The sequence below is a fragment of the Parafrankia discariae genome, from assembly GCF_000373365.1.
Taxonomy (GTDB): Bacteria; Actinomycetota; Actinomycetes; order Frankiales; family Frankiaceae; genus Parafrankia; species Parafrankia discariae.
Window position 1 is genome coordinate 308,811 of the sequence record NZ_KB891103.1, and the last position, 25,389, is coordinate 334,199.

The following is a 25,389-nucleotide window of genomic DNA, read 5'->3' on the forward strand; positions in this document are numbered from 1 at the left end:
GACGAATCCGCGGGCTCACTTCGTCTCAGGATCCGACCTCCGGAACTGTCGTTGGAGGTCGAAGAGCGTGCCCAGGAGATCTGGCGTGATGTTCGGACTCCCGCCGGCCTGCGGAGGCATGCGCCCCGAACCCGGGTCGACAAGGCCGACGAGAAGATCGACGATGCCGTCGGTCACCCGCTCGGCGATCCTGGCCACGCCGGCCGTCGCGGGATCCTGCGCCGCCGGCCCGGTGAGATCCGCGGTCAGCCTGCGTCCTCCCGCGGCAGACGCACGCAGGGTCAGGCCACGCAGCGGGCCAAGCTCCCGGCCGCCGCGCCGTACCCGGTCGGCCAGCGCCGTCGCCGTGACGAGCGTGAGCTGGCGGATGGTCGCGTCGTCGAACGCATCGGCAACGGCCCGCGCGAACAGTTCCGGGTCGGGCAGGCGCGTCGCGACGTCGGCCGCCACGAGGACGAGTTCGTCAGGCCTCGTCCGCAGCAACTCCACGATCACGGTGGCCAGCTCCGGATGGCGCGGCAGCGCGCAGCCGAGCACCGCGAGGACGCCCGCCGCCTGCTCGACCGAACAGAGACGGCTCAGGCCGCGAGCGAGCGAGAGATCGGCTACCAGCGTGCCGGCGGCCACGTGCTCCCCGTACGCGTCCGGCCGGATCTGATCGAACCTCCATCGGCCTGGATAGAGCACACCGAGCTCCTCCTGACACTGCCGAATCCGCTCCGCGTCGACACCGAGAATCCCGGGCAGCTGGGCCGACAACGCCTCCGCCGCCAGGAAGGAACCGGGCCGCAGGAGCGTGGCCAGCGCGCAGATCCGGTCGGCCAGACCCGACCGAAGACGGCCATCGCCGTGATCGCTCCCGGGCCAGCGCCGCCGCTCGTGGTCCAGGAGCGTGGCGAGCGGGGGCCGGGAGCCACGGGTGTGGTCGAGACAGGCGTTCAGCGCCGCCGCGTGGACGTCCAACACCGAGTGAAGATCGACGAGATCAGCCGGCGGCACGGCGATCGGCCCGGTCTGTCGCAACTCGACGCGGAACGCCGTGTAGGCCGCCTCGAAGTGGACGTGGCGCGCCCCGGCCCCGGCCGGAAGCGGCGTCCTCGGCTGAGCCCGGGCGGCCCGGAACAGCTCCCCGACCCCAGCGCCGGCCCGGGCCTCGGCCAGTGACCGCAGGTCCTCCAGCAGGAGCTCGGTGGACCGCGTGAGCAGGAGCAGCCGCCGCGGCGAGATACCAGGCGCGGCCCCCTCGGCAAGCGCGGCAGCGACCAGAACAGCCTGGTCGGGACACAGCTCGGCGCTGTCGACGACCACCAGCACCGGGACGTCCGACTCGCGCAGACACTGCAGCTGGGCCGGACTCAACGACGAGTTGACCACCACCGTCAGCCAACCCTGCTCACTCAGCTCCACGCAGACCCGCATCGCCAGCCGTGTCTTGCCCGAGCCGGCCGCACCCGCCAGCAACCGCACGGAGACCGGGTCCGATCCAGCCGCCCACAGACGCAGCGCCGCCCGGTCACCGTCGAGCTCGACGAACGGCGCGACGCTGTGCTCGGGCCGCAGCAGCACACTCGGCGCGCAGGCATCGGAAAGGCGTGGCTCGGGACAGGAGAAGAACATCGCGCCGTGCCCTGCGGCGTCCGGCGCCTCCGGCCCGGGAAACGACGGCTGGACGGACACCGCTCTCTCGTCCCACGGGTACGGCGGCGCGGAGGTGGGCTTTCCCCGTCCGCCCGAGACCGCCAGCCCCGCCGCCCACAGCAGCTGGAAACGAGCGACATCCTGCGGCCGGCCGAACAGGTCGACCGGGACGACCGAGCCGAGCAGCCCCGCAGGCGCGCAGTCCGCGACCCGGGCGACGAGCAGCCGTCGGCTCCGGCCCGTCGGGTCATCGGCCCAGGCAGCCGACCATTCCGCTCGATTCCGCTCGGAACTGAGGTACTCGTCGGACAGCACCGCGATCATCCGCTCGGACGACTGCAGACCGTCGTCCATGGCCGCGACCCGGTGGGAGCCGGGAACGGAATCCCAGGCTCGGATCTGAACCCGGTACCCGGCCTCCTCCAGCGTCCAGGCAATCCACGTCGCCCAGGTCTCGTCCGCCAGTGCATACGACACGTAGAAGTCGTAACCGGCGTGGCCGTCCGCGTCGCAGTGTGAGGTCACCGGCTGAGTGTTGCATCGCCTGTTTCCTGCTGAACGGCTGGCCGCCGTCCCGCGCTATCTCGACAGGTGGGGCCGAGGTGACCGCTGTTCGGAGTCTGTCTTTCGTTGCCATGAGCGAATCGGCGCGGCGCAGGGTCGGTGCCTGGTCATCCCTCGCCCGCACTCCATTCGATTCTTCCGCGCGTTCCCCGGTCAGCGCCTCCCCCACCGGGCGGTGAAGACCATGCAGGACGACCCGATGCGCCCCTGCCGCTCCGAGGCCGCCCGGGACCGCCGGGACCCGCCCGGAACCGCGGCCGACTGTGGTCTCCCGGCCTCATGCCCGGAGCTGTCCGGCGGGCATGGTGGACGTCCGGCCGGTGGATCGAATCCATACACAACAGGGATGGGCAGGTTCACTGGCCATATCAACGCGACCTGCTTCAACAGCCGCCGCCCGTCCGCGGCGGTCGTCCACAGCCGTGCGGCGTCGCCGTCGTAACTGTCGACGATCCATCCCCGCCGGATCCGCCGGGTCCAACGAACGACCGAGCCACCGCGTCAGCTCCTGCGGCGCCGCGAACGCCCGCTCCAACGGAGTCCGCTCGTCCCGGCCAGTCTCGGAACGATGAAGCGGGGCCGTCCCAGGCGAGGGCCCACGTGTCGGGAGCGCGCACCTCGACACTATGTTACTAGCATGCTAGCATCGCCCATGTGGGCGACGAGGACGTCAAGCAGTTCAACGTGTACCTGCCGATCGGGCTGATCAAGCAGGTCAAACACCATGCCATCGAGTCAGGACTGTCCCTCTCGGCGCTCGTCGCCGACGCACTGCGTACCTACCTCGACGACACCCCCCGGCAGCCACCGCAACCGTCCGAATCGGAGACCTGACATGACGGCCGAAGGAATAGAAGCCATTTTCCTGGAGACCCACAACTGGGGTAAAGCGGCAAGGTTCTTCCAGGCGTTGGGTTTCAGGCTGGAGTTCGAGACCGATCACAACTCCGGTCAGCTCCGCAATGGTCAGGGTCCTTACGTGTTCATCGCCGAGGTACCCGAAACGAGGGAACCCCAGGCACCACGCATCGTGCTGAAGGTGCCCGACGCGGAGGCGTTCCACCCCGACCCTGCCGTCGAGGTGGTCACTCCGTTCGAGGACACCCACTACGGGACCAGGGAGATGACTGTCCGTGATCCCGATGGGCGCCTCTGGAGCCTCCGGGCCCCCCTCGGAACCAGCCCGGAGAGCGTGCGGACATGACAGACCCACGGCACACGGCACCGGACAGCACCGCCGTGCGAGTCGCCCTCTGGCGGGCGATGCACGTCCAGGTCGACTCGCCACCGCACGTTCTCGCCGACGAGGTGGGCCTGCGGCTGGCCGCCCCCGACAGCGACTGGCGCACCCGGCCGGACATGGACCCTCGCGCCACCAGCGGGTTCCGGGCGTCGATCGTGGCCCGTGCGCGTCTCATCCAGGACCTCGTCACCGAGAAGGCGGACCACGGCGTCGCCCAGTACGTCATCCTGGGCGCGGGCCTGGACACGTTCGCCCAGCGTGAACCGGAGATCGCCGCCCGCCTGACGGTGTTCGAGGTCGACCAGCCCGGCCCGCAGGTGTGGAAGCGCGAGCGCCTGATCGAACTCGGCTATGGCATCCCGGGCTGGCTGCGCCTCGTACCCGTCGACTTCGAGGCGGACGGGGACTGGTTGACGCAGCTGTCCGCCGCCGGCTTCGACGCCGGGCAACCGGCGGTGGTCGCCTCCACCGGCGTGACCATGTATCTCTCCAAGGAGGCCACCGCCGCCACCCTGCGCCAGATCGCCGGACTCGCACCCGGGTCGACGGTCGCGATGACGTTCCTGCTGCCTCCCGAGCTACTTCTCGACGAGGCCGACCGTGTCGGGCTGGAGGCGTCCAAGAAAGGCGCGCAGGCCTCGAACACACCGTTCATCAGCTTCTACACGCCCGACGAGATGCTGGCGGTGGCCCGTGAGGCGGGTTTCGGGGACGTCCACCACGTGCCGGGCACGGTGCTTGCCGAGCGCTACTTCGCCGGCCGGGCCGACGGCCTCCGCCCGTCGAGCGGAGAGGACGTGTTGGTGGCCAGCACATGAACTCGCCGCCGTTTCAGGCATCAGTCACCGCCGCTGCCTCCTCCAGGTAGTCCCGAAGATCGCTTCCGCGGGTCGTCCACGCGGTGATCCCAGCCTCATCGATCGGATCGACAATCACGGTTCGGCACGAACCCGGCACTACGCGACTACCCGATCAGGCCAGCCGCGCCCATCCTGCTCCTCGGGTCCGGGTCACGAATGATCCTCCGCGGATCCTTCACCGCTTCCAAGGTCCACTCAGGCTCGATATCGGTCGCGCCGGGATAACGATCAGACCGATGCCGGATGTACTCCGCGTCCTCCTCGTCCCGCCAAAGGCCGTCCACCACCACTTGCAGCGTCACACATCTACTCACACGGACGAACGAGCGCCAGACAACGACTACAGTGAGTCAACAGAGCGCCCGACATCGACGCGCGACCCTGGCCATCCAGCGGACACCTTGCGGACAGGATGGGGAGTTCACTCCCAGACCTGCAGGTCAGGCCGTTGCAGCCTTCACCGCCGCCTTCATCTGCTTCTTGTACTCGCGGACCTTGTCCCGGCTCGGCTGGTCGACGATGTCCGCCACCGAGAGGTAGCTGCCGGCCTCTCCGAACGGGGCGGTGGCCTCCCGCCAGCCCGGGGCATCGACGCCGAGCTGCTTGCCGAGCAGCGCCACGAAGATCTTCGCCTTCTGCACCCCGAAGCCGGGCAGCGCCGCGACCTGCTTCAACAGCTGCCGCCCGTCCGCGGCGGTCGTCCACACGCCCGCGGCATCGCCGTCGTAGCTGTCGACGATGATCCGACAGAGCTTCTGCGTCCGCTGGGCCATCGCCGCCGGGAACCGGTGCAGCGCGGGCTGGATGGAGAAGACCGCGGCCAGCTCGTCCGGATCCATCCCCGCCAGATCCGCCGGGTCCAAAGAACGGCCGAGCCGCCGCGTCAGCTCCAGTGGCGCCGCGAACGCGCGCTCCAACGGAATCTGCTGGTCCAGCACCATCCCGATCAACAGCGCCAACGGGTCGTTCGTCAACAGCTCGTCGGCCTCGTCGATCTGGCTCAGATGCAGTCCCACATCATCACCGTAGCCGACCATGTCGGCCGGCCGCCGCGGCAGACACGGACCGTCACGAGCTCGCCGCCGAGTCATCGCCCACTGACGATCCGCCGCGCTACGCGCACGGGATCTACGTGCCCATGCTGGCCGGGTGCCTACAAAAAAAGCCCCGCCAGTCCCGGAGGACGGCGGGGAGGAAGTGACCACGAGGCCACAGTGCAGATCCAGACTCGTCAAACGCCGTTATGGTCGCTCGCTCTGCTCTTCGCTCCGGCGACCACAAGACCGACTTCTGTCTTTGTGTAGTCGAACAGACACGAAACGCCTTGTCTACTCCATCTTTCCGGAACCGACTGGTTCAGCACCCCGCGATGTGCGCGCGCCGGCCGGGTTCGCCCCCACCATGAGAGGGCGGGGTTCCGCTATGCGTCGACCTGCGCGTCGTATGCGTAGTGACGCCAGTCCGGCGGCGAACACGAGCAGGCAGGCCCAGGCGAACCAGTCACCGAATCTGGAGTACACGGTAGGAGCGGCTGGAGACGGCAGCCTGGTGACCACGGCCGCGATGGTCGCTGTGTCACTGCGTTTCTCGGCCAGCACCCGGCCGGTGGGATCGCTGACCGTCAGATCGCCTCTGCGTGCCGACCGTGCGATGGTGACACCGCTCTCGACACCCCCGGTGACAGCGATGCGGCTGTGAAGCCACCCATCGTTGCCAAAGTCCCACGCGGGCACGAAGACACCGGTCGCGCCGCGCTGGCGGTAGTCGCGGATCAGGCCAGGGAAGTCCATGTCCTTACAGACCGCGAGTGCCCATTCCCCGCCGGGGCCCGGTACGAGCATCGGCTGGTCGCCGGGACTCAGGTCGCTTTCGGCGCCGGGGATCAGGTGACGCTTGTAGTAGACGGCGGGTGTTCCCTGGCCGGCTTGGAAGTCGATCGCGGCGTTGTAGGTCGTGCCGCCGCGGGTGAGTACCAGTCCGACGACCACGTCGATCTTCCGTTGCGAGGCGAGGCGGGCCAGGGGTTCCGAGAGCACGCGCAGGCTGCTGTCATCCGCGGCGAAGACCTTCTCCGGGATGACCACGACGCGAACCCCGCCCGTCGCCACGTCTCGGACGCGGGCAAGGTAGCGATCCAGCAGCTCGCGGCCCGCGGGCGTGACCAGGGAGACCGGGTCGTCGGGCCGGTCGGCGGCGAGCAGTGCCACCTTCGCCTCCTGTCGGCCAGGGGCGTGGGCCAGGTGCCAGCCGCCGTATCCAAGTGCCACAGCCAGCAAGGTCACGGCGACCGTGATGGCCTTCGCGCGACCCACCACGCCCGGCGCCAAGAGCACCGCCGCCGTGCTCGGGATCAGCAGGACCAGGAAGGTGACGCCCCACGGCCCGGTGACGGACACCGTCTGCAACACCAGAAGCAGGTCAGCCTGGGTGTATGCCAGGCTCCACCAGGCGCCATGCGGCATCGCCAGCGACAGCAGGTACTCGAAGCCGGCCCACGTCACGGGCAGGAAGCACGCCGCGATCAGCGTTCGCCGTCGCACGAGCAGAGCATTGGTTCCCAGGACTGTGAGCCCGAACGCCAACGCCGTGCCGATGATGATGGACGTGCCCACCGCTGGTGGCATGTCCAGCGTCCCCAGAAAGTAGCCCCAGAGCTGGCTCTCCCCGCCGAGCCATGCGACGAACGCGAGGGCGAACGCCGCACGGGCGCTGAGACGAAGGGCCACCGCGAGCACCGGCAGGGGCGCAAGCCAGGTGAACCAGGGGCACGGCTGTAGTCCGGTGCCCAGGCGGAACAGGAGCGACGACACCAGGACGGCCGCCACGGCCGCGACGGTCTGACGCGCCGCGATGGTCACGGGCACCGGCACCGACGTTGCCGTTGGGGTTGGGGTTGGGGTTTTCACTGAAGCAGCTCCCTTCGCTAAAGCTGCCCCTGATGCTTTCTTTCCACGGATGCCGCCGCATCGCCGCCGAGAGCGATCCCACGGATCAGACGTACGGACTACTCGTCACCCGTCCCCGGGAACGACGAGCCCGGACTCATACGCGAAAACCACCGCCTGCACCCGGTCTCGCAGTCCGAGTTTCGTGAGGATCCTGCTGACGTGTGTCTTCACCGTGTGCTCGCTGACGACCAGCTCCGCTGCAATCTCGGCATTGGACATCCCGCTCGCGACCAGCCGCAGGATCACGCCTTCCCGGTCGGTCAACTCGTTCAGCCGCATCGCCAGTCGTGGTGCGGTTCCGTGGCTGGGCCGCCTGATCAGGTTCTGCACCAGACGCCGGGTCACCGACGGGGCGAGCAGGGAGTCACCCGCGGCCACCACCCGCACAGCCTGGACCAGTTCGTCCCGGCGGATGTCCTTGAGCAGGAATCCGCAGGCGCCGACGCGGAGCGCGTCGTAGACGTACTCATCCAGATCGAACATCGTCAACACGAGTACCTTCGCCTGCGACACCTCGCAGATCTGGCGGGTGGCCTCGACCCCGCCGATGCCGGGCATCCGAATGTCCATCAGGACGACATCCGGCCGCAGCTCAGCTACCTGGGACACCGCGGCATCACCGTCGTGAGCCTCCCCGACGACGGTGATGCCCGGCTGGGCGTTGAGGATCATGGCGAAGCCGGCGCGGATGAGGTCTTGGTCGTCGGCGATCAGGACACGTAGCACGACTCCGATCCAAGCGGATTCCTAACCCAGCGGCAGTGTCGCCGTCACCACGAATCCCGTTTTCCGCGGGTTCTCCGGCGGCCCAGCGCGCAGCGATCCTCCGCAGGACTCCGCCCGCTCACGCATCCCCGCCAGGCCGTATCCGCCGGTCGGGTCACCCGGGCCATGGCCGTCATCGGTCACCTCGACGACGAGAGTGGTCTCGGCCCACCGTAGGCAGACGCGCACGCGCCGGGCGTCGGCGTGGCGTAGCACGTTGGTCAGAGCCTCCTGGACGATCCGGTATGCCGCCACTCCGACCTGGGCCGGGATGGGACGCTCGGAACGGCTGCCCTCGGCGGCCAGGGTGATCTCGAGTCCCGCGTGCCTGACCCGTTCGACGAGCGTGGGGATGCCGTCGAGTCCTGGCAGGGGTTCGACAGCATGGATCCCGCTGTCCCCGGTGAGGCGCAACGCGCCGAGCAGGTGACGAAGCTGCGTCAGAGCGCCTCGGCCGGTCTCGGCCACCGCGTCGAACGCGGCCTCCGCACGATCCGGGTCCGACCGCACCACCAGGGGCCCGGCTTCGGCCTGCACGATCATCAGCCCGACGGCGTGCGCGACGATGTCATGCATGTCCCTCGCGATGCGCAGCCGCTCGCTCGCTACCGCGGCGGCGCGCTCCTCCGCGAGCCGGCGGGCGCGTTCGGCCAGTTCCGCGGCGTGCGCTCGACGCGCCCGGGCGCCGGTGCCCAGGGCGTAGGCGGCGACGAACGCGGTGCCGACCGCGCGATAGGCGTCGCCGTTTTCATGCGGAAGGGCAAGCGAGAAGAGCACCGCCGCCCCGATGAGCGGCACGCTCATCGCGCGCAATGTCGGCGGGCTGAGTGCGGCGATGGTGTAGACGCAGACCAGCGGGCCGAACGGGAGCAGTGGCTTCTCCCACAGCACCAGGAGCGTCATTGCCAGTCCAGCGACCAGCACCATCCGGATGGGGGCACGTCGCCGCCACCGGACGGGAACCGAGGTGAGGACCGCCAACCCGACGATCCACCAGGCTCGTGGGTGGGGAGCAAGGGTGGGGAGGACGGTCGCTGCCGTCACCGCGAGGGTGATCGCGACGTCCACCTCCCGGGACCGCGTCCGCCCGGTCCGGTCCCACCAGGCGGAAAGCCAGCGGGGTCGCGACATCCGACCTGGTCGAATCAGCCAAGGGGTCCGCGACGTCGACATCTCGATCATTCTCGCGGACCGGCCACTGCGTGGCGTCCCTCCCAAGAGTGATTGCCCGGATCCCTCTGGCCACCGATGTGACGAGGGCGTACCTGCCCGGTCGAGCGTCCATGACGATCTCCCTCATGACGAGGACGGGCGACCGCTACCTGGGCCACGCCGACTTCGACCCCTTGTTCGCCGAACTGAACCACCGCCGGGCCGTCGTGTTCATCCACCCCTTCAGCCTCCCGGAAGGCGGCACCAAGATCGCGCGGGTGCCGGACTTCATCGGGGACTTCCTGCTCGACACCACGCGGGCGGCGCTGAGTCTCGTCGGCTCGGGGACGCTGGACCGCTATCCAGACGTTTCGGTGATTCTCTCGCACGCCGGTGGAATTCCTGCCCTGGGCGGCCGGCCGCGCGGAATCCGCTGGCCGCCAGGGCGAGGGCCCGGACCCCGACGCCGTCCGCCGGGCGTTGCGCCGCTTCTACTACGACACGGCGCTGCCCATGTCGCCGTACGCCACGCCGACCTTGCTGACCGCCGCCGACCCGACTCGTGTTCTCTACGGAACAGACTGGCCGGCCCGCCCCGCTCGGGAGGTCGCCGCCGTCACGGCCGCTCTGGACGTCGACCCGTTTCTCAACCCCACCACACGCCAGCGGGTCCGCCGGGACAATGCCCTACGGCTGCTTCCGAAGTTGGCAGCCCGAATCGGCAGAGGTTCCTAGCCTAGGCATTGTTGTCTCGGGCGCGAGATCTGTGCGCTCCGTCCTTCCCGCTCCATCCCTCCGGAACCCGCTGGTCCAGCACCATCCCGATCAGCAGCGCCAGCGGGTCGTTCGTCAGCAGCTCGTCCGCCTCGTCGATCTGGCTCAGATGCAGTCCCACGCCGTCACCATAACCGGGACACCGGCGAAACCACGGAGGGCATTCCGCGCGACCGGGCCACCTTCGAGTTGGCTCCTGGCCGCGCGGCGTCGGACGAGCGAGAGCTGGGTCCTCCGTCGCGGGCTCAGACCGTGACGCCCTACGCAGGTGGGAGAGCGTCGACCAGGTTGAAGACCGTGCTCGGATCGCGCCCGGCGAACAGCAGCGAGATCACGACTGCCGCCATGGCCTCGAGATGATGAGCATGGCGGAGATCGCCGACCGACACGGGTTCGCCTCCCACTTGCTCGATCAGCTGGCGGGCGACGGCCGCCGCGGCGGCCTCGTCCGTGCAGTACGGAACAGATAGCCGACGCCCGTCGAACAACGGCTCATCCATCTTCCACACGCGGGCATGGCACAGGTTGAATGCCTTCACCACCTGCCCGCCGGTCGCATTCTGGATCTCCCACGCCATGGCCTGGCCAGGGGCGGTGACCAACGTGAAGTGGTCGACCTCGACGGGGTTGTTGCAGTCGATTACCGGTTTGCCGCGCAGGCCGTCGCCGATCGCCGCCAGCGTGGCGGGCATCCCCTGGTAAAGAACCGCGATCAACGCCGCGTCGCCGAACGCGGCCGTCTCCTGAAACCCACCGACCCGGCCGCCCCACTTCTCCGCCAGAGCACGCGCCTTCTGTGTCGTTCGGCCCGCGACCATCAGCTCGTGACCGGCCGCCGCCCAGCGGGTTCCGAGTGCGTCCGCCATCACACCAGCACCTAGGATTCCGATTCGCATGCCGGCGACGCTAGGCAGCCATGGGGAACCATCCGGTGCCCTACGTCAGGCAAACGAGTCGTCGCCGAGTTCCTCCGCGTGCTCCTCGGCCCAGCGGGCGAGCACGGATACTGGCGCCAGCAGGCTCCGGCCCAGGTCGGTGAGCCGATACTCGACGCCCTTGGGCGCTGTGGCCAGGTCTCGCCGCTCGACGATGCCCCGCCGTTCAAGCTTCCGGAGAGTCTGAGTCAGCATCTTCTTGCTGATCCCACCAATCCGAGCACGAAGATCGGTGTAGCGCCGAGGACCGTCCCGGAGGGCGTACACCACCACGACCGACCAGGTATCGGCGATGACCTCCAGGGTCGTGCGAGCCGGGCAGTCGGCTACGAAGACGTCATAGTCGGCCATCGAACCCTTGTCACGCCACCTTGGCCGTCATGCCAGCGCAGGACGCGGCCGCCTCGTCGGCCAAGCTCGGGGATCACTCCACGGTTCCGACATCCGCTGGTCCAGCACCATGCCGATCAGCAACGCCAACGGGTCGTTGGTCAGCAGTTCGTCCGCCTCGTCGATCTGGCTCAGGTGCAGTCCCACACCTTCACCGTAGCGGACCACCGCCGCGGCAACATCGTGCGGCCATCTGGCTCAGCTCGATGAGCCAACATCCGCGCGGCCTGGTCGAGTTGCCGTGATCTGATCAGGTCAGGTAGATCCGAAACCCGGCGGCGGACTGGGTGAAGCCGACCGCCGCGTAGAAGGCGTGAGCTTTCGACCGGTCGTTGCGGGACAGAAGCTGAACCTTGTAGCAGTTGGAGGCGCGAGCGGCATCGAGAACGTGGGTCATAAGCGCCTCGCCGACACCGCGGCGGCGGGTCTGGGCGTCGACGACCATGTTTTCGACGATCGCCCACGGCCGGCCGCCGTGCGTCAGGTTAGCGATGATCACTAGATCGGCGGTACCGACAACCCTGTCACCGGCCTCGGCAACGAGCAACCGCCGGGCCGGGTCGGTGAGGATGCGCGCGAGGACCGGGCCGGCGACGGCCGGGTCGGTTGGCAGCGACCCGATCGGAAAGCGAGCGAGCTGCCGGTACAGTTCGAGCAGCGCGGGAAGATCATCGGTGACCGCGAGCCGGATGCGGAGGCTGCGCATGACACCGATCTTGCCGCCGGCTCGCCGCGCCGATCAAGGCCGCCGTTCGGCCGTTCGCAACGACGGAGCGTCAGCCCGGGATCGCGAGGAGCGTCTCAGATCGGTTCGACGACGATGTCAGCGCGGTCGAGGGTGGCGGTGTAGGCGGCTATGTCGTCCGGGTCGCTGGTGAGGATCTGGGCCGGGCCGTGAAGAGCAGCCGCTATGACGACCAGGGCGTCGATGACGTCCGGTCGCTTCTTCGTGGGAAGCCTGGCCTCGGCGAGCATGGCCCCCGCCCGTTTATATGAGTCGAGGGTGAAGGTTCTCGCGCAGGCAACGCAGCCGGCGGGGAGACTCGACACGCCGCGCACAGGTGGCGTGCTCTCCCGAGTCTGGGGCACGGTGCAGTCCTTCAGGTACTGACTGAAGGCATGAACCGTCTCCGGGTCTGGTCGCCACGCCTGGGCGAGGACCGGGCCGATGACGACCGGCCGGTGCGGAGCCGCGCGTAGGCCGTGGTGGAGCAGCCGCGCCGAGGAGCTGTCTCGCAGGAGCGCCACCAGCATCCCGGCGTCATAGACGACAGTACGCGCGATCATGCGACGCTTGCGGTGTCCGATCCAAGCGCGCTGTTCAGGACCCGGCGGACGAGCGCCTGCTCGTCCGCCGCCAAGGCGTCGAACGAAGGCAGGTCCGCCTCGGAGACGTCGACAGTCTGCTCAAGGGCTGCCTGGTTGCGCGCGTCAAGGGCCGCGAAGGTCGCCGTGGCGGCATCGTCGCGCGCCATCTGCGCGACGGCCGCCGCGACCATGTAGGCGGACACATCCATACCTGCCGCCTCGGCATGCATCCTGATCGCGGCCTGGACGTCCGAGGCCGTCGAGATCGTGAACCGAATGTTTGGCATGCCGTCAGCGTAACACAGCGTATTACGCCGTCGTGACCACCATGCCACGGGCCGCGTTCCGCCGACGACCCGACCGAAGCAGGCCGTCGATACTGGGCTCCGCCTACCGATCGTTCCTTGTTTGTCCGACTTGCCGGTCCAGCACCATCCCGATCAGCAACGCCAACGGGTCGTTGGTCAGCAGTTCGTTTGCCTCGTCGATCCGGCTCAGGGGCAGTCCCACCTTTTCACCGTAGCCGACCGCACCGCGACGGCCGACAAGCCGCCGGTCAGACCGCTAAGTAGCCGGCGCGGTCCTGCCGCCGGGCATCACCGATTCCGTCGCCAGACATCACCGACCGCCCGGACGAGGCGCACAGGGCTTACGCACGGGGCTTACAGGGAGCCCGCGCCCGGCGGACAGGCCGAGAGTGAGTGATCATAGCCAGATGATCAAAGTCATCCACTGTGCTAGTGTCACTCACTGACATTAAGTCACTTGATGACAAAGGTGATGTCATGGATCGGAAGTGGTGGGCGCTGGCCGGCGTCGCGGTGGCCGTCTTCGCCGTTGGCGTGGACGGAACGGTGCTGGCGGTGGCGCTGCCGACGCTTGCGGTGAAGCTGCATGCCTCGGGCACGGATCTGGTGTGGTTCTCCTCGGCGTATCTGCTGACCTGGGCCGCGGCGATGCTGCCGTTGGGGTCGCTGGGTGACCGGTACGGGCGGCGCCGGGTGATGATCGCCTCTCTGGCCACCTTCGGGGCCACCTCGGCCTGGGCCGCCTGGTCCGGTTCGGCGGCCATGTTCATCGCCGCGCGCGCGGTGGGCGGAATCGCCGGGGCCGGCATCGTGGTGATGGCCATGTCGGCGGTCACGGTGATGTTCGCCGAGGACGAGCGTTCCCGAGCGGTCGGCGTGTGGGCGGGCGTGAACTTCCTGGCTCTGCCGACCGGACCGATTCTGGGCGGCTGGCTGCTCGACCGGTTCTGGTGGGGCTGGGTCTTCCTCGTCAACGTGCCGGTCGTGATCATCGCACTGGTCGCGGTGGTGGCTCTGGTGCCAGAGTCCCGGGGGTCGCACTGGGGCCGGCTCGATCTCGTGGGGATGACTCTGTTCAGCGGGGCACTGACCGGGCTGGTCTACGGGTTCACCGAGGCGGGCACCCGTGGTTGGGGCTCGACGGTCGTGATCTGCGCACTGCTGGCCGGCACCCTGTTGATGCTCGTGTTCGCAGCCTGGCAGCGTCGCCTGACCCGCCGCCTGCCCGTGGCACCGGTCACGGCTCGGACACGGGAGCCGCTGGTCGACATCGGCCTGTTCCGCATCCCCGACTACGTCTGGGGCACGGTCCTGGCCTTCCTGTGCTCGTTGGCGATGATCGGGGTGGTGTTCATCCTGCCGCAGTACTTCCAGGCCGTGCTCGGCGTGGACTCCATCGGCTCCGGCCTGCGGCTCCTCCCGCTGCTCGGCGGGCTCGCCGTCGGCGCGGTGGGTGCCGAGCCACTCACGAAGACGATGGGCGCGAAGGTGGTGCTCGTCGGCGGCTTCACGGTGCTGAGCGCCGGCCTGGCACTCGGGTCCGGCACGAGCACGGGCAGCGGTTTCGGGTTTGTGTCCGCCTGGACCTCGATCACCGGCGCCGGGCTCGGCGCGGTCCTCGCCACGGCCACGGCCGCCGCGCTCGGGCGCGTCCCCGTCGCCCGGGCCGGTGTCGCCTCGGCCCTCATCCAGGCGTTGCAGGATGCCGGTAGCCCGTTCGGCGCCGCGATACTCGGAACCACCGCACTCGCCAGCTACCGCGCCAGCCTCGATGCCACCCCGGCGATGACCGAGCTCACCCCGGCCCAGGCTGGTGTCGCGCGCGGCGGGGTCTTCGACGGCACCGCGCTGGCCCAGCAGCTCCACTCACCAGCCCTGCTCGCCGACATCCGCTCGGCGTTCGTCGACGGCGTCGACACCGCGTTGCTCGTCTGCGGCGGGATAGCGTTCACCGGGGCGCTTCTGGCGCTGGCACTGTTCCCACGCCGAGCGACCATCTACTCGCCAGACGCGACCGACGCCGGCGATGAAGGCGACGTTGTCGGAACCGACAGCGTCGCCGCCGGCGTGTCGGGGCCGTCGCCTGTCAGCCAGGCGGGTGACAGGGCAATGATCGACACAGCACGCGCTGACACCGTTGTCGGAGGGAGCGAGTAATTGTCGCCGGAGCGGCCATCGTGGAGTCAGACGCAGACCATCGCGCTCAAGCAGGCGATCCAGTCGACCGCGCTGCGGCTGTTCGCCGAGCGAGGATACGCCGAGACCACGGTCAGCATGATCGCCGAAGAGGTCGGGGTCGCGGCGCGGACCTGCTTCCGGCACTTCCCGACCAAGCCCGACATGGTCCTGTGGGACGCCGCCGACTACGATCTCCTGTCCCACTTCCGCGCCCGCCCGGCCGGCGAGGGCGTCATCACGGCCTTCCGCGAGGCGCTGCGCGCCGGCTACGCCGCCCTGAGTCCCGACCAGCGTGCCCTGGAGCAGCACCGCACCGAGCTCATCGCCGCGATACCCGAGGTCCGCGCGGCGCACCTGGATCACCTCACCTCCGCCACGCACGAGTTCACCGTGGCCGTGGCAGAACGTGCCGGACGCAAGGCGAACGACCCCGACGTCATCGCAGTCAGCGGCGCCATCATCGGCGTCATGATGATCAGCCAACTCGACACGTCCAGGCGACCCGCACCGTCCTCGCCGCACCGGGACCCGCTTGTTGCGATCGACGACGCCCTGGCCCGGCTGCAACGAGGATTCGGCGCACTCTGACCGGAAACGGCAGCTCGTCCGCCTCGTCGATCTGGCTCAGGCGCAGTCCCACCTCCACGCTCCGGGCACCAGCAGCCGCTGCCAACGGCTGGTTGATCAAAACTGCGCAGTGATCAGCAACACCCGGGCCTCCACGACCCGATACGACAGGAACGTGACGTCGGAATCTCGCCAGACTTCCGCTGCCACAGCCGCCACAGTTGAGGGGAACCATATAGACGGGAGTTCGGGAAGAATGTCGAAAATAGTCCTCATCACCGGCGGAAACCGGGGCCTCGGATTTTCGGCGGCCAAGGCATTGGCTCTTACCGGCGCCACAGTCGTTATCGGCGCGCGCGGTGAAGCCGCCGCACGCAAAGCCGTAGATGCACTGGAAGAGTCGGGACTCACCGCGGACTGGGTGGAACTCGACGTAACCAGACCGGCGAGCGCGCGAGCCGCCGCCGAGATCATCCGGGAACGTTACCGCCGGCTCGACGTGCTGATAAACAACGCGGGCATTCTGCCCGAGGCGACCGACACCGTGGAGCATGAGTTCGCCGACACGGACATCTTCCGGCAGACGTTCGAGACCAATACATTTGGGTCGGTCACCGTGACGGAGATTTTTCTGCCGCTGCTGCGCCGGAGCGCCGCCGGGCGGATCGTCAACGTCTCGTCGACCATGGGCTCGCTCACCGATCAGAACAACCCTCTTTCGCCGTACTACTCGATGCTCCTGCCGGCGTACCGAAGCTCGAAGGCCGCGCTGAACAGCATCGCCGTCGAGTTGGCGAAGAGCCTGAAGGACACTCCGATCAAGGTCACGTCAGTGTGTCCCGGCTTCGTTCAGACGGATCTGACACCGATCAGCAGACAGCAGGCGCCGCTGACCGCCGACGAAGCGGCGCAGATCGTGGTCACGGCCGCGACGCTGCCCGCCGACGCGGAGTCAGGCACGTTCATCGACGCCAACGGCCCGGTTGCCTGGTAGCCACGCCGGAGACTGTGCCGGTCGCGTGGTCGCGTGGTCGCGGGCAAGCTGGAGGACCGTCAGGACAACCGCCGCCAGGCCGCCGGGACAGCCGCCGCAGGGCCACGGGCGAAGTCGTCGGCGCTGGCTCGGTGCCGGGGTGCACCACCCCCCGCGCCGGTTGTCGCACGGCGGCGGCTCAGGTGGCCGGAGGCGGCGGTTGTTCCAGCAGGCTGACCCGCACCCGCCACGGTTCACCTCGGCCACGCCGGCACCACAACCTCCTCGACCGCCGTACTGAGCCGTTGGCCGGCCCGCCAGCGGCCCTGCTCACTTCCGGCTCCCACCGCGCGCAGATCCCAGCCCGGTAGCGCCCGGTGGATCGCCTGCTGGTCCTGACGCAGCATGAGGACCCGACCTTCCTCATGCTCCCGCGATCCGTCGGCGGTGGCTGGTGACGGCGCGGCAGGCCACCACGGCACCGAGAGTGCCCCGAAGATCTCGGCTGTCTCGGACGGCGACAGGGCGTCCCATCCGGGATATTCCCGGCGACGGCGGAGGAGAATCCAGCCGGCGACAGCGGGCATCGCCAGTCCGACTATGGTCAGGCCGATCGGAAGACCCCAGTTCCATGAACGGTCAAGTTCACGCGCCCGGGTCGGATCACGCTCGTCGTACTCCACTGTCAGGATTTCCCCGGCTCGCAGGTCCCCCCCGTCAGTGCTGATTTTCGTGACAATCTCCCTGCCCGCGCGGGTGACGAAAAGTGCCGTCGGCCGCTCGTGCGGACCGCCGGCGTCCAGTACCTCGGCGGTAGCCACGACTCCATGCTTCGAGAAAGTGACGTTCGAGTGGAAATCGACAGTCTCCGGCGACCGTCGCCCAGTCCGCTGGTTGGCCGCCGCGGCCTCGCGCAGCGTTGCGCAGCGTTGCGCGCAGGCGCAGTGCGTCCGCGAACTCGGTGTGGCCCACGGACGTCCCTTCCCTTGCCAGGCCGTGAGCGGTGAGCGGTGAGCCAGCGGCTCAGTGCCTCGGGAGCCGTGAACTGCTCGTGCGTCCGGTCTTCTTTCACAGGCTGCTGACCGAGGTCCTCGGGGAGGCCAGGTACTACATCCACGGCGGGGACCAGGGCGCGCCGATCGCCGAGTGGATGGCTTTCGAGCATCCGGACCACTGCTCCGGGCTACACACCACTCTCCTCGGCGTCCGCCACGACGGAGCGCCGCTGGGAAGCGGCCTGACCGGCGTCGAGGATCCAACGGCGGACGAGATCCTGTTCGTTCAGCGGGAACACGACCTGAACACCGGCCCTCTGGGCGCCTACTTCCTCCTGCAGGCGACAGCGCCGCTCACACTGGCACCAGCTCCGAGGGTTCAGGCGGGGATCGGTGAACAGCACGTCGACCCACGTCTCAAGCAGCGCCGGGATCCCCGGGTCGTGCAGCGGGGCGGCGACGGTGATCGCATCGGCGGTGAGGTCCTCGTCGGCGACGCGGGCGGAGGCGGCCTGCGCGTGGCGAGCCCGCGATCGTGGGCGCACAGGACGTCGCTCAAGGGGTCGGCTCTACCGGAACGGGGCGCGGGCCGGCCCGTCCGCGTGACCGGGTGGCTGGTCGGAGGCGAGCGTTGCGGCGAGGCCGATGAAGTCGCGGGCGGGCGCGGGCAGGGCGGCCGGGTTCCAGGCGACGGCGACGTCCGAGCCCGGGATGTCGGCGACCTCGACGAACGCCAGGCCGGGCCAGCGCTGCGCGCGGGCGATCGAGGCGGGGACCAGTCCGACCGCCTGGCCGGCGCGGGCCGCGTCGAGCAGATCGTCCAAGGTGTGGCCCTGAGCGCCGAACCGCGCAGGTCCGCTACGCCGCTCGTTCACCCGCCAGAACGCGCACCAGACGGGGTCTGACGCGACGACGTCGATCCACGGCAGATCGGCGATCTCCTCGAACCCGACGTTCTGCCTGGTCGACAACGGATGGCCGTCCCAGAGGGCTACGAACCTCGGCTCGGTGGCCACCACGACCAGATCCAGTCCCGCGCTGGTGAACGGTGGCCGCACGATCGCGACGTCGCTCAGGTGGGTGCGCAGGCCGCCAGTCGGATCCTCCAGGCCGTAGTGCTTCGTCACGACGCGGACGCCGGGATGCCGCTCGGCGTAGGCGTGCAGCAGTCTCGGCGTGATCTCGACCGCCGCGGTGGCGGCCAGCCCGATCCGCAGGCTGGCGCCACCGCCGGCGGCGATGTCGTGCGCGGCGGTCGCGCAACGCTCCGCGACGGCGAGCAGGTCACGGGCATAGGGCAGCCACCTGGACCCGCGCTCGGTCAGCGCCACCGCCCGGGTGGAGCGCTCGAACAGGTCGAACCCGACCTGCGACTCGAGTCGTGCGATCGCGCTGCTGAGCGACTGCTGGGCCACGCTGAGGCGCCGCGCCGCGCGGGTGAAGTTCAGCTCCTCGGCGACCGCCACGAAGTAACCGAGCTGGCGGAGGTCGAACCGCACGGCGGCGGGCCGCGGTGATGATCGACCGACAGCCGCTGTGGGGCCACCGAAAACTTCTGTTTCCCCTGCCGTGGGCATCGCTCTAGCGTTTCATGCAGTTGGTGCGCGGGACAGCGCACGCTGGGCGATGGGATCCCCCGACACCATGGCAGAGACGTTGTACGAGCACGCCGGCGGTGATGCCGCCCTGCACCGGCTTGAGGAGTTGTTCTACCAGAAGGCGCTCGCCGATCCGGTGCTGAGCGAACTCTTTACGGAGCGCGTGCCGACCCATGTCGACCGTCTCACCTGGTTCACCGGGGAATCGTTCGGCGGCCCCGACCGCTTCAGCCACGAGGTCGGCTTCCAGTACCTGATCGACGTGCACCGGCATCTCCAGATCACCGACGAGCAGCGGGAACGGTTCGTCGAGGCGTACCTCCAGGCACTCGACGAGGCCGGCCTGCCCGACGACACCCCGTTCCGCGCGGCGGTGCGCGAGCACATCGAGTTCGGCGCGCAGGTCGCCCAGCAGAACTCCTGGGCCGCCACCGACACCGAACTGCACCCGATCCGCGAGGTGCCCCGCTGGCAGTGGAGCCCGGACGGCTGACCCCCTGAACCCGAGCAGGGAGCTCAGCTCAAGCCGCGGCACTGTCCGGCGACGGGCGACGCCGGTGATCGATCTCCGGGACCGCGGGTGGCACGCTGCCGCGGCCTCGCGGCTGGCGTGACCGCTGCCCGCGACCGACACTGTGTGCGTGTCCCAGGAGGACCCCAAGGCGGTCTACCAGCGTCTGCGCGCGGCGCACCTGAGTGCTGTGCGGGCCGCGCTCGAGGACCACGTGGCGCGGCTGGCGTGGCCGCGCCGACGCATCGAGCGCTACCGCACCGAACGGCTCCGGTCGTTGCTGGGGTTCGCGCGTGAGCGCTCGCCGTTCCACGCGGCCCGGATGGCCGACATCGACCCGGCCAAGGCGACGGCCGACGACCTCGCACAGCTGCCGATCATGACCAAGCGGGATGTCCACGACGAATGGGACACGATCGTCACCACGCCCGACATCGACCGTGCGGGCGCCGAGCGGGTGCTGGCCCGGCAGGGCTGGTTCTCCTACACGCCCGCGGGGCTCCAGGTGTTCACCTCGGGCGGTTCGAGCGGTGTGCGTGGCGTCTACGTATGGGACTGGGAGCAGTTCGTCACGCTCGCCTGCCTCGCCTGGCGATGGCAGGCGCGTGACGAGCGCGCTTCCGGCTCGGCCGGCCGCCCGGCGCGACTGGCCGTGGTGGAGGCCGGCGAGCCGCCCCACGCCAGCACGCCGTTGTTCGACGTCGCGACCGGGCCGTCGACGCAGACCGTCGTGATCCCGGCGGCGGCGCCGTTCGATCAGGTGCTGCGCGCGGTCGCGGACGCGCGGCCGACCCATCTCGTGGGCTACGCCTCGGTCATCGGTCGCCTCGCCCGGGCGGCGATCGCGGGGGAGCTCGACATCCGGCCGGTTCGGGTCAGCACCAACTCCGAGCCGCTCAGCCCACAGGACCGGCACGCGATCGGCGCCGCCTGGGGCGCCCCCGTCCACAATCTGTGGGGCTCGACCGAGATCGGCGTCCAGGCGGTCGGCTGCGGCCACGGCGACGGCCTTCACCTCTGCGCGGACGAGGTGATCCTCGAACGGGTCGACGCGGCCGGGCGCCCGGCCGCCCCCGACGAGCCGGCGGCGCGCACCCTCGCGACCGGGCTCGCCGGGCGCGCGTTCCCGTTTGTTCGCTATGACCTCGGTGACGAGATCACGCTGCTGCCCGGCCGCTGCGCGTGTGGCAGCTCGATGCCGCGGGTCGCCGACATCGCCGGTCGGCGTGACGACGACTTCCGCTACGGGCCGCGCACCGTCCCGGCGAGCGCGTTCCGGCATGTGCTGGGTACCGACCCGCTGATCTCCGAGTATCAGGTGCGGCAGACCAGAGGCGGGGCGGACGTGCTCGTGGTCGGGTCACCCGACACCGCCGCGGTGGCCGCGGCCCTGGCCCTCTCGCTACGGCCGTACGGACTCACGAACCCCGACCTCGGCGTAAGCATCGTTGAGCGGATCCCCCGGCACACCTCGACAGGCAAGCTCAGGCGGTTCGTCGCGCTGGGTGGCTAGCCGCTTCGCGGCCCGGCGTTCCGCCAGGGGTTCGCTCCCCCGCACCGCCCCGTTCGTTCTCTCCGGCACCCGCCGGTCCAGGACACCCGCCGGTCCAGCGCCATCCCGACCAGTGGGGCCGACGGGTCGTCGGTCAGCTCGTCCGGTCAGGATCGGATCCGCCGCGGCGGCGTCCCGGGTCCACCGACGGCCGCCGAGAGGGCTTCGGCTGTCGCGGGATCGACCGGGAGAAACGCCTCGAGCTTCAGCTCGGCCAGTGTCACGTCGACGGCTGTGGCGAAGGTCGTCACCGTTGTCATCAGGTGCAGCTCTCCGCGCGACGTCGCCAGGTGGAGTGGGACCGCGAAACCGAGCCGCCCGTCGGCCGGCCCGGGCTCGGGCACGTGTCGCGCCAGTTCGGCCCGCAGCTCCGGCAGGCGGCCAAGGCGGGCCAGGATGTGGTGCGCCCACTCGGCGAGATTGCGGATCCGGGGTGCCAGGCCGTCGGGGTGGAGCGCGAGGCGATAGACGTTCCGGCCCGGTCCCACCAGCTCGGGCGCGGCGCCTTCGGTGATCAGGCCGAAGGCGTCGTTCGCGGCGACCAGATCGCCGTTGCCGTCCGCGACCAGCGCGGGGTAGGGCAGGTGGCCGCGCAGGATGTGGTCGATCGCCGTGCGGGCCGGGGCCAGCACCGGGTCGTCGAGCGAGCTCTCCGGGTACACGGGGGCGTACCCGGCCGCCAGCAGGAGCTCGTTGCGCTCCCGCAGCGGCAGTTCGAGCGACTCGGCCAGCCGCACGACCAGGTTCCGGCCGGGAAAGGACCGACCGGACTCGAGGAAACTGAGATGCCGCTGGGTGGTCCCGGCCCGCAGCGCCAGGTCGAGCTGGCTGAGATGACGACAGTTTCGGCGTTCACGCAGGGCCCGGGGGAAGTCCACCCCGTTGTTCTAACAATGGCGAGGGGCCCCGGCCATTCCCTGGCGGGAATTGTCGCCGTCGGCACCGGTCACGACCATCAGCCGCATGGACATCGGCGTACTGCTCCCGACCGGCGCCGCCCAGTGGGGCGCCGACGGTGACCCTCGCGACCTGGTCGGTTTCGGCCGGCGGGCCGAAAGCCTGGGATTCTCCTCGCTCTTCGTCAACGACTCCCTGATCAGCCCGCGCGTCGAGGCGCTGACCATGCTGGCCGCGCTCGCCCCGGCCACCGAGACGGCGACCCTGGGGACGGGCGCGCTGCTGCCGTTCCTGCGACGTCCGATCCAGGCGGCGCAGTCCCTCGCGTCGATCGACCTGCTGTCCGGCGGACGGCTCACCGTGGCGGTCGGCGCGGGCTTCCCCGGTCGGTTCGGACGGCCCTTCTACACGCTGTCCGAGGTGCCGTGGCAACGGCGCTTCGCCCGGCTGGACGACACGGTCGCGCTGTGGCGGGCCCTCTGGGACGGTGCCGACGCCTTCCACGGCGAGATCCTCAGGTTCGACGACCTCCCACCCGCGACGAGGCCGTCCCGCCCCGGCGGACCGCCGGTCTGGCTCGGCGGCGCGACCCCCACGGCGCTGGCCCGGGCCGGTCGGGCATACGACGGCTGGCTGCCGTACCCGCCCGATCCGGCCGACTACACCGCCGGGCTGCGCGACATCCACAGGGCGGCGCGCGCCGCCGGCCGGGCCGCCGAGCGCGTCACACCCGCGCTGTTCGTCTCAGTGCGGATCGACGAGGACGTCCAGAGCGGGCGCCGGGCACTCGAGGACTACGCGCGAGTCGCCTACGGGATGCCGCTGGAGGAACTGGAGAGGATTCAGGCGGTGGTCACCGGCTCCGCCGACCAGGTCCTCGACGGCCTGACCCGGTATGTCGCCGCCGGCGCGCGCCACATCGTCATCCGTTTGGGCGCCCTCGACCTGCGGTCGCAGAACGACCAACTCGACCGGATCGCGGAGCTGATCTCCGCCGTTCAGGCCTCGGCGGAGCGTCCGTCCGGGCCGGAGATGTCCTGACCACCGCCGTGCCGGTCGGGTGCTCGGCTCGGATCTGACACCTCAGGCCGTGCGGCGGTCGAACTGCGCCAGCAGGTCGCCGGTGAGGTCGTGGAGGCGACGGGCCTCGCCGAGATCCCACGACCCCGGCTCCAGCGACACCCGGCGGCCTTCCAGGACGGCGGTCAGCCGGTCCTGCCCGGTCGGCTCGAGGAACGGGAGGATCTCGGCGACGGCGGTCGCGACCGGCTTCCCGACCACGCGCAGCCGGTCGATCTGCGCGGCGGTCACCGGGTCGTACTCCCCGGCGAAACTCGTGACGACCACGCCCGGATGGTTCAGAACGTAGCGGATGCCGGTGTCGGCGTAGGTGTCCACGAAATCGACGCCGAGCAGGTCGTTGAGCCGGCCGGCATGCCCCATCGCCCCGACACCGTGATAGCCACGTTCCAACTGGATGTCGTCCCACCGGACCGGCCCGGTCTGCCCGGCGCCCCCGAAGTTGAGCACGACCGGGTTCCCCGCGCGGCTCAGCGCACCGGCCAGGCCATGGCTCAGCAGGAACCTGCTGAGGTAGAACAGCGCGAAGTTGCTCTCGAACCCGTCCGCGGTCAGGACACGGTTCGGCCGGTGGTACCGCGCGCCGAGCACCAGAACGTCGAGAGCCGGGTGGCGCTGGGAGATGTGTTCGGCCAGCCGGCGGTTCTCGGCCACCCCGCTCAGGTCGGCGCTGATGAAGCGCGCCCGTTCGCCGGCGGCGGCGAACGCCCTGCCCTTCCGCTCGTCGCGCCCGACGACGAGCACCTCGAACCCGCGGCTGAGGTACGCCTCGGCGAGCGCTCTGCCGATGCCGTCGGTGCCGCCTGTGATCACTGCCGTAGCCATGCGCCGGCTTCTCCTTCCTCGGAGGGGCACTCCGGGGGAATGCTTTGAACTATCAAAGCATCTGCCCGGCGGCGGCGGGAATCAGGGCGAGGCCGCTCCGTCCGGGGCATCCGAGGCGTCCGGGGCGTCGCCCCCGAGCTTCGCCCGCATCCCGGCGAGCATGTGGGCCTGGACGCGCAGCAGCAGCTCGGCCCCCTGCTCCAGGTCATCGTGGGGGACGTCGGCGAACACCGTCCGGAGGAGGTCGCGGCGCGCCGCGCGCACCTTCTCGACCGTCGCGCGCCCCTTCGGGGTGATGGCGATCAGGCTTGCGCGACGATCTCCCTCGACGGGAATCGCCTCGACGAGCCGGTTCCCGCGGAGCTGACGCAGCTGAAGCGAGGCGGTGGAGACGTCGATGCGCAGGCACTGCGCGATGTCGGAGATCCGCAGGGGCTCCACCAGGTCGAAGAACTCCAGCAACCGCAGCTCGCTCGGCGCCGCGTCACACCCCGAACGCCGGGCGATCTCCGCGCGGATGTGCCTGCTCTCGCTCCACCGCACCACCGCCGCGACGCCGGCCTCCAGCCGCTCCAGCGGTGCCCGAGTGGTCGCGGGCGGGAGCGGCGGCGGGAGCGGTGGCGGGACCGCGTCCGGGTCGGGCAGGGGCGGCACGAGGACCGTCCGGTGGCGTGCCATCAGTTCCTGCGTCAGAGCCCGGCCGGGCATGGCTCCAGTTCTCGCCACGTGCTCCGCTACCTCGGCGAAGTAGTCCTCGTAACCGCTGGGCGTGAGGGTGGCGACGTAGCGGGCCTGCTCGTCGAAGGGATTCCCGAAGCCGTGTGCCAGCCGCCGGCCGGCGAACACCGTCTCACCGGCGACAGCGGTGTGGAACCCGTCTCCGACGCGGAACCGCAGCCGCCCCTCGACCAGCACGAACGTCTCGTCGTGGCCCTCGTGAACGTGCGGGAGCGGTCCGGGCTGCCGCGGGCCCATCCGGCCCTCCAGCACGGTGAGCCGGCCGAGGGTGTCACCCGCCGTGACCTTGACGAGCATCGACCAGTCCGGCAGGTCGATACGACGGCCCTCGTCACGACTCCGGGCGAAACCCCGGGCCGGTTGCTCTCCGCCCGGAGCCTGGACGCCGAATGTCACGTGTTCCCCACCTCAGGAGTGAGCCGGCGGCACCACGTTCGTTCCGGCCGAACCTCGCTGGTCCAGCACCATTCCGATCAGCGGTGCCGACGGGCCGTTCGTCAGCGGCTCGGCCGCCTCGTCGATCTGGCTCAGGTGCCGGCTTGTGGAGTCACAGTAGCCGTCGGATCGCGTCCTGGACGTCGGGCGTCGGT

Annotated in this window: 26 protein-coding genes and 4 pseudogenes; 11 read left to right on the forward strand and 19 right to left on the reverse strand. The window is 69.9% G+C overall.

Annotated elements, in window-relative coordinates:
- Positions 1-15 precede the first annotated feature (15 nt).
- On the reverse strand, positions 16-2,163 hold the full coding sequence (locus B056_RS0103420) for a TIR domain-containing protein (RefSeq protein WP_018500502.1): 2,148 nt from the start codon (positions 2,161-2,163) through the stop codon (positions 16-18).
- Between the two features lie 693 nt (positions 2,164-2,856).
- Here B056_RS0103420 and B056_RS0103425 point away from each other — a divergent pair.
- The 3 genes from B056_RS0103425 to B056_RS0103435 are packed head-to-tail and all read left to right on the forward strand — an operon-like array spanning position 2,857 to position 4,263.
- Positions 2,857-3,036 (forward strand): ribbon-helix-helix domain-containing protein, encoded by a 180-nt coding sequence (locus tag B056_RS0103425; protein WP_018500503.1) that lies wholly within the window; start codon positions 2,857-2,859, stop codon positions 3,034-3,036.
- 1 nt (position 3,037) lies between these two features.
- Complete coding sequence (locus B056_RS0103430; RefSeq protein ID WP_018500504.1) at positions 3,038-3,406, forward strand: VOC family protein; 369 nt, start codon at positions 3,038-3,040, stop codon at positions 3,404-3,406.
- Complete coding sequence (locus B056_RS0103435) at positions 3,403-4,263, forward strand: class I SAM-dependent methyltransferase (RefSeq protein ID WP_020572292.1); 861 nt, start codon at positions 3,403-3,405, stop codon at positions 4,261-4,263. Before B056_RS0103430 ends, B056_RS0103435 begins: the two co-directional genes overlap by 4 nt.
- Positions 4,264-4,409: 146 nt before the next feature.
- Here the strand turns inward: B056_RS0103435 and B056_RS43950 are convergent, their stop codons facing one another.
- The 5 genes from B056_RS43950 to B056_RS34965 all read right to left on the reverse strand — a co-directional run bounded on the left by B056_RS43950 (position 4,410) and on the right by B056_RS34965 (position 9,149).
- Positions 4,410-4,607, reverse strand: a complete 198-nt coding sequence (locus B056_RS43950; RefSeq protein ID WP_018500507.1) for a hypothetical protein — start codon at positions 4,605-4,607, stop codon at positions 4,410-4,412.
- 138 nt (positions 4,608-4,745) lie between these two features.
- Complete coding sequence (locus tag B056_RS0103445) at positions 4,746-5,321, reverse strand: HhH-GPD-type base excision DNA repair protein (RefSeq protein ID WP_026239277.1); 576 nt, start codon at positions 5,319-5,321, stop codon at positions 4,746-4,748.
- Positions 5,322-5,633: 312 nt separating this feature from the next.
- Positions 5,634-7,130: a nitrilase-related carbon-nitrogen hydrolase gene (locus B056_RS34960; RefSeq protein WP_154676803.1), complete on the reverse strand. Its 1,497-nt coding sequence runs from the start codon at positions 7,128-7,130 to the stop codon at positions 5,634-5,636.
- A 186-nt stretch (positions 7,131-7,316) separates the two neighbouring features.
- Positions 7,317-7,979: a response regulator gene (locus B056_RS0103455; RefSeq protein ID WP_018500510.1), complete on the reverse strand. Its 663-nt coding sequence runs from the start codon at positions 7,977-7,979 to the stop codon at positions 7,317-7,319.
- A 21-nt stretch (positions 7,980-8,000) separates the two neighbouring features.
- On the reverse strand, positions 8,001-9,149 hold the full coding sequence (locus B056_RS34965) for a sensor histidine kinase (RefSeq protein WP_018500511.1): 1,149 nt from the start codon (positions 9,147-9,149) through the stop codon (positions 8,001-8,003).
- 167 nt (positions 9,150-9,316) lie between these two features.
- Here B056_RS34965 and B056_RS45915 point away from each other — a divergent pair.
- Together B056_RS45915 and B056_RS43955 are read left to right on the forward strand one after the other, a co-directional pair.
- A pseudogene (locus B056_RS45915) lies at positions 9,317-9,520 on the forward strand (amidohydrolase family protein); the annotation flags it as partial.
- Positions 9,521-9,563: 43 nt separating this feature from the next.
- On the forward strand, positions 9,564-9,905 hold the full coding sequence (locus B056_RS43955) for an amidohydrolase family protein (RefSeq protein ID WP_018500512.1): 342 nt from the start codon (positions 9,564-9,566) through the stop codon (positions 9,903-9,905).
- A 61-nt stretch (positions 9,906-9,966) separates the two neighbouring features.
- On the opposite strand, the pseudogene B056_RS45660 reads toward B056_RS43955, so the two are convergent.
- From B056_RS45660 to B056_RS34980, 7 genes and pseudogenes are all read right to left on the reverse strand, one after another.
- A pseudogene (locus B056_RS45660) lies at positions 9,967-10,065 on the reverse strand (HhH-GPD-type base excision DNA repair protein); the annotation flags it as partial.
- Between the two features lie 139 nt (positions 10,066-10,204).
- Positions 10,205-10,840, reverse strand: coding sequence for an NADPH-dependent F420 reductase (locus B056_RS34975; protein ID WP_063826598.1), 636 nt, complete (start codon positions 10,838-10,840; stop codon positions 10,205-10,207).
- 45 nt (positions 10,841-10,885) lie between these two features.
- Positions 10,886-11,230 (reverse strand): winged helix-turn-helix transcriptional regulator, encoded by a 345-nt coding sequence (locus B056_RS0103480; protein WP_018500515.1) that lies wholly within the window; start codon positions 11,228-11,230, stop codon positions 10,886-10,888.
- Between the two features lie 90 nt (positions 11,231-11,320).
- Positions 11,321-11,416: pseudogene (locus tag B056_RS45665) on the reverse strand (HhH-GPD-type base excision DNA repair protein); the annotation flags it as partial.
- A 103-nt stretch (positions 11,417-11,519) separates the two neighbouring features.
- Positions 11,520-11,987, reverse strand: a pseudogene (locus tag B056_RS0103490) (N-acetyltransferase family protein); the annotation flags it as partial.
- Positions 11,988-12,070: 83 nt separating this feature from the next.
- Positions 12,071-12,556 (reverse strand): hypothetical protein, encoded by a 486-nt coding sequence (locus B056_RS0103495; RefSeq protein WP_018500518.1) that lies wholly within the window; start codon positions 12,554-12,556, stop codon positions 12,071-12,073.
- The gene (locus tag B056_RS34980) at positions 12,553-12,864 is read right to left on the reverse strand and encodes a hypothetical protein (protein WP_018500519.1); all 312 of its coding nucleotides are present in this window, start codon (positions 12,862-12,864) and stop codon (positions 12,553-12,555) included. The genes B056_RS0103495 and B056_RS34980 overlap by 4 nt, the downstream gene beginning before the upstream one ends.
- 498 nt (positions 12,865-13,362) lie before the next feature.
- On the opposite strand from B056_RS34980, the gene B056_RS34985 reads away from it, so the two are divergent.
- The 3 genes from B056_RS34985 (at position 13,363) to B056_RS0103515 (ending at position 16,624) form a co-directional block, all read left to right on the forward strand.
- Complete coding sequence (locus B056_RS34985) at positions 13,363-15,042, forward strand: MFS transporter (RefSeq protein ID WP_018500520.1); 1,680 nt, start codon at positions 13,363-13,365, stop codon at positions 15,040-15,042.
- Positions 15,043-15,651, forward strand: a complete 609-nt coding sequence (locus B056_RS0103510) for a TetR/AcrR family transcriptional regulator (RefSeq protein WP_018500521.1) — start codon at positions 15,043-15,045, stop codon at positions 15,649-15,651.
- A gap of 235 nt (positions 15,652-15,886) precedes the next feature.
- Entirely contained in the window at positions 15,887-16,624 is a 738-nt protein-coding gene (locus B056_RS0103515) for an SDR family NAD(P)-dependent oxidoreductase (RefSeq protein WP_026239278.1), read from the forward strand.
- 233 nt (positions 16,625-16,857) lie between these two features.
- Here the strand turns inward: B056_RS0103515 and B056_RS39250 are convergent, their stop codons facing one another.
- The 3 genes from B056_RS39250 to B056_RS0103530 all read right to left on the reverse strand — a co-directional run bounded on the left by B056_RS39250 (position 16,858) and on the right by B056_RS0103530 (position 19,097).
- Positions 16,858-17,424 carry a DUF3592 domain-containing protein gene (locus B056_RS39250; RefSeq protein WP_051105518.1) on the reverse strand — a complete coding sequence of 189 codons (567 nt, stop codon included), beginning with the start codon at positions 17,422-17,424 and terminating at the stop codon, positions 16,858-16,860.
- A 362-nt stretch (positions 17,425-17,786) separates the two neighbouring features.
- A complete protein-coding gene (locus B056_RS0103525) occupies positions 17,787-18,143 on the reverse strand; it encodes an NADPH-dependent FMN reductase family protein (protein WP_018500523.1) in 357 nt (118 codons plus the stop codon).
- A gap of 24 nt (positions 18,144-18,167) precedes the next feature.
- Positions 18,168-19,097 carry a LysR family transcriptional regulator gene (locus B056_RS0103530; RefSeq protein WP_018500524.1) on the reverse strand — a complete coding sequence of 310 codons (930 nt, stop codon included), beginning with the start codon at positions 19,095-19,097 and terminating at the stop codon, positions 18,168-18,170.
- Positions 19,098-19,242: 145 nt separating this feature from the next.
- On the opposite strand from B056_RS0103530, the gene B056_RS0103535 reads away from it, so the two are divergent.
- Positions 19,243-19,689: a group II truncated hemoglobin gene (locus tag B056_RS0103535; RefSeq protein ID WP_018500525.1), complete on the forward strand. Its 447-nt coding sequence runs from the start codon at positions 19,243-19,245 to the stop codon at positions 19,687-19,689.
- A 142-nt stretch (positions 19,690-19,831) separates the two neighbouring features.
- A complete protein-coding gene (locus B056_RS0103540; protein ID WP_026239279.1) occupies positions 19,832-21,220 on the forward strand; it encodes a phenylacetate--CoA ligase family protein in 1,389 nt (462 codons plus the stop codon).
- 146 nt (positions 21,221-21,366) lie between these two features.
- Here B056_RS0103540 and B056_RS0103545 read toward each other — a convergent pair whose 3' ends face one another.
- Complete coding sequence (locus B056_RS0103545) at positions 21,367-22,137, reverse strand: helix-turn-helix transcriptional regulator (protein ID WP_018500527.1); 771 nt, start codon at positions 22,135-22,137, stop codon at positions 21,367-21,369.
- Positions 22,138-22,222: 85 nt separating this feature from the next.
- Between B056_RS0103545 and B056_RS0103550 the strand changes: the two genes are divergently transcribed.
- Complete coding sequence (locus tag B056_RS0103550; RefSeq protein WP_018500528.1) at positions 22,223-23,197, forward strand: LLM class flavin-dependent oxidoreductase; 975 nt, start codon at positions 22,223-22,225, stop codon at positions 23,195-23,197.
- A 42-nt stretch (positions 23,198-23,239) separates the two neighbouring features.
- Here the strand turns inward: B056_RS0103550 and B056_RS0103555 are convergent, their stop codons facing one another.
- Both B056_RS0103555 and B056_RS41610 read right to left on the reverse strand, forming a co-directional pair.
- Positions 23,240-24,061 carry an SDR family NAD(P)-dependent oxidoreductase gene (locus B056_RS0103555; protein ID WP_035749958.1) on the reverse strand — a complete coding sequence of 274 codons (822 nt, stop codon included), beginning with the start codon at positions 24,059-24,061 and terminating at the stop codon, positions 23,240-23,242.
- Positions 24,062-24,142: 81 nt separating this feature from the next.
- Positions 24,143-25,195, reverse strand: a complete 1,053-nt coding sequence (locus tag B056_RS41610; RefSeq protein WP_063826600.1) for a cupin domain-containing protein — start codon at positions 25,193-25,195, stop codon at positions 24,143-24,145.
- Positions 25,196-25,389: the final 194 nt, after the last annotated feature.

What these genes read in the sequence shown, in the direction of transcription:
- B056_RS0103430 (WP_018500504.1), top strand. Translation starts at nt 3,038, where the DNA reads ATGACGGCCGAAGGAATAGAAGCCATTTTCCTGGAGACCCACAACTGG.
- B056_RS34975 (WP_063826598.1), bottom strand. Translation starts at nt 10,840, where the DNA reads ATGCGAATCGGAATCCTAGGTGCTGGTGTGATGGCGGACGCACTCGGA.
- B056_RS0103435 (WP_020572292.1), top strand. Translation starts at nt 3,403, where the DNA reads ATGACAGACCCACGGCACACGGCACCGGACAGCACCGCCGTGCGAGTC.
- B056_RS0103555 (WP_035749958.1), bottom strand. Translation starts at nt 24,061, where the DNA reads ATGGCTACGGCAGTGATCACAGGCGGCACCGACGGCATCGGCAGAGCG.
- B056_RS34965 (WP_018500511.1), bottom strand. Translation starts at nt 9,149, where the DNA reads ATGTCGCGACCCCGCTGGCTTTCCGCCTGGTGGGACCGGACCGGGCGG.
- B056_RS0103480 (WP_018500515.1), bottom strand. Translation starts at nt 11,230, where the DNA reads ATGGCCGACTATGACGTCTTCGTAGCCGACTGCCCGGCTCGCACGACC.
- B056_RS0103535 (WP_018500525.1), top strand. Translation starts at nt 19,243, where the DNA reads ATGGCAGAGACGTTGTACGAGCACGCCGGCGGTGATGCCGCCCTGCAC.
- B056_RS34980 (WP_018500519.1), bottom strand. Translation starts at nt 12,864, where the DNA reads ATGCCAAACATTCGGTTCACGATCTCGACGGCCTCGGACGTCCAGGCC.
- B056_RS0103550 (WP_018500528.1), top strand. Translation starts at nt 22,223, where the DNA reads ATGGACATCGGCGTACTGCTCCCGACCGGCGCCGCCCAGTGGGGCGCC.
- B056_RS0103495 (WP_018500518.1), bottom strand. Translation starts at nt 12,556, where the DNA reads ATGATCGCGCGTACTGTCGTCTATGACGCCGGGATGCTGGTGGCGCTC.
- B056_RS0103515 (WP_026239278.1), top strand. Translation starts at nt 15,887, where the DNA reads ATGTCGAAAATAGTCCTCATCACCGGCGGAAACCGGGGCCTCGGATTT.
- B056_RS34985 (WP_018500520.1), top strand. Translation starts at nt 13,363, where the DNA reads ATGGATCGGAAGTGGTGGGCGCTGGCCGGCGTCGCGGTGGCCGTCTTC.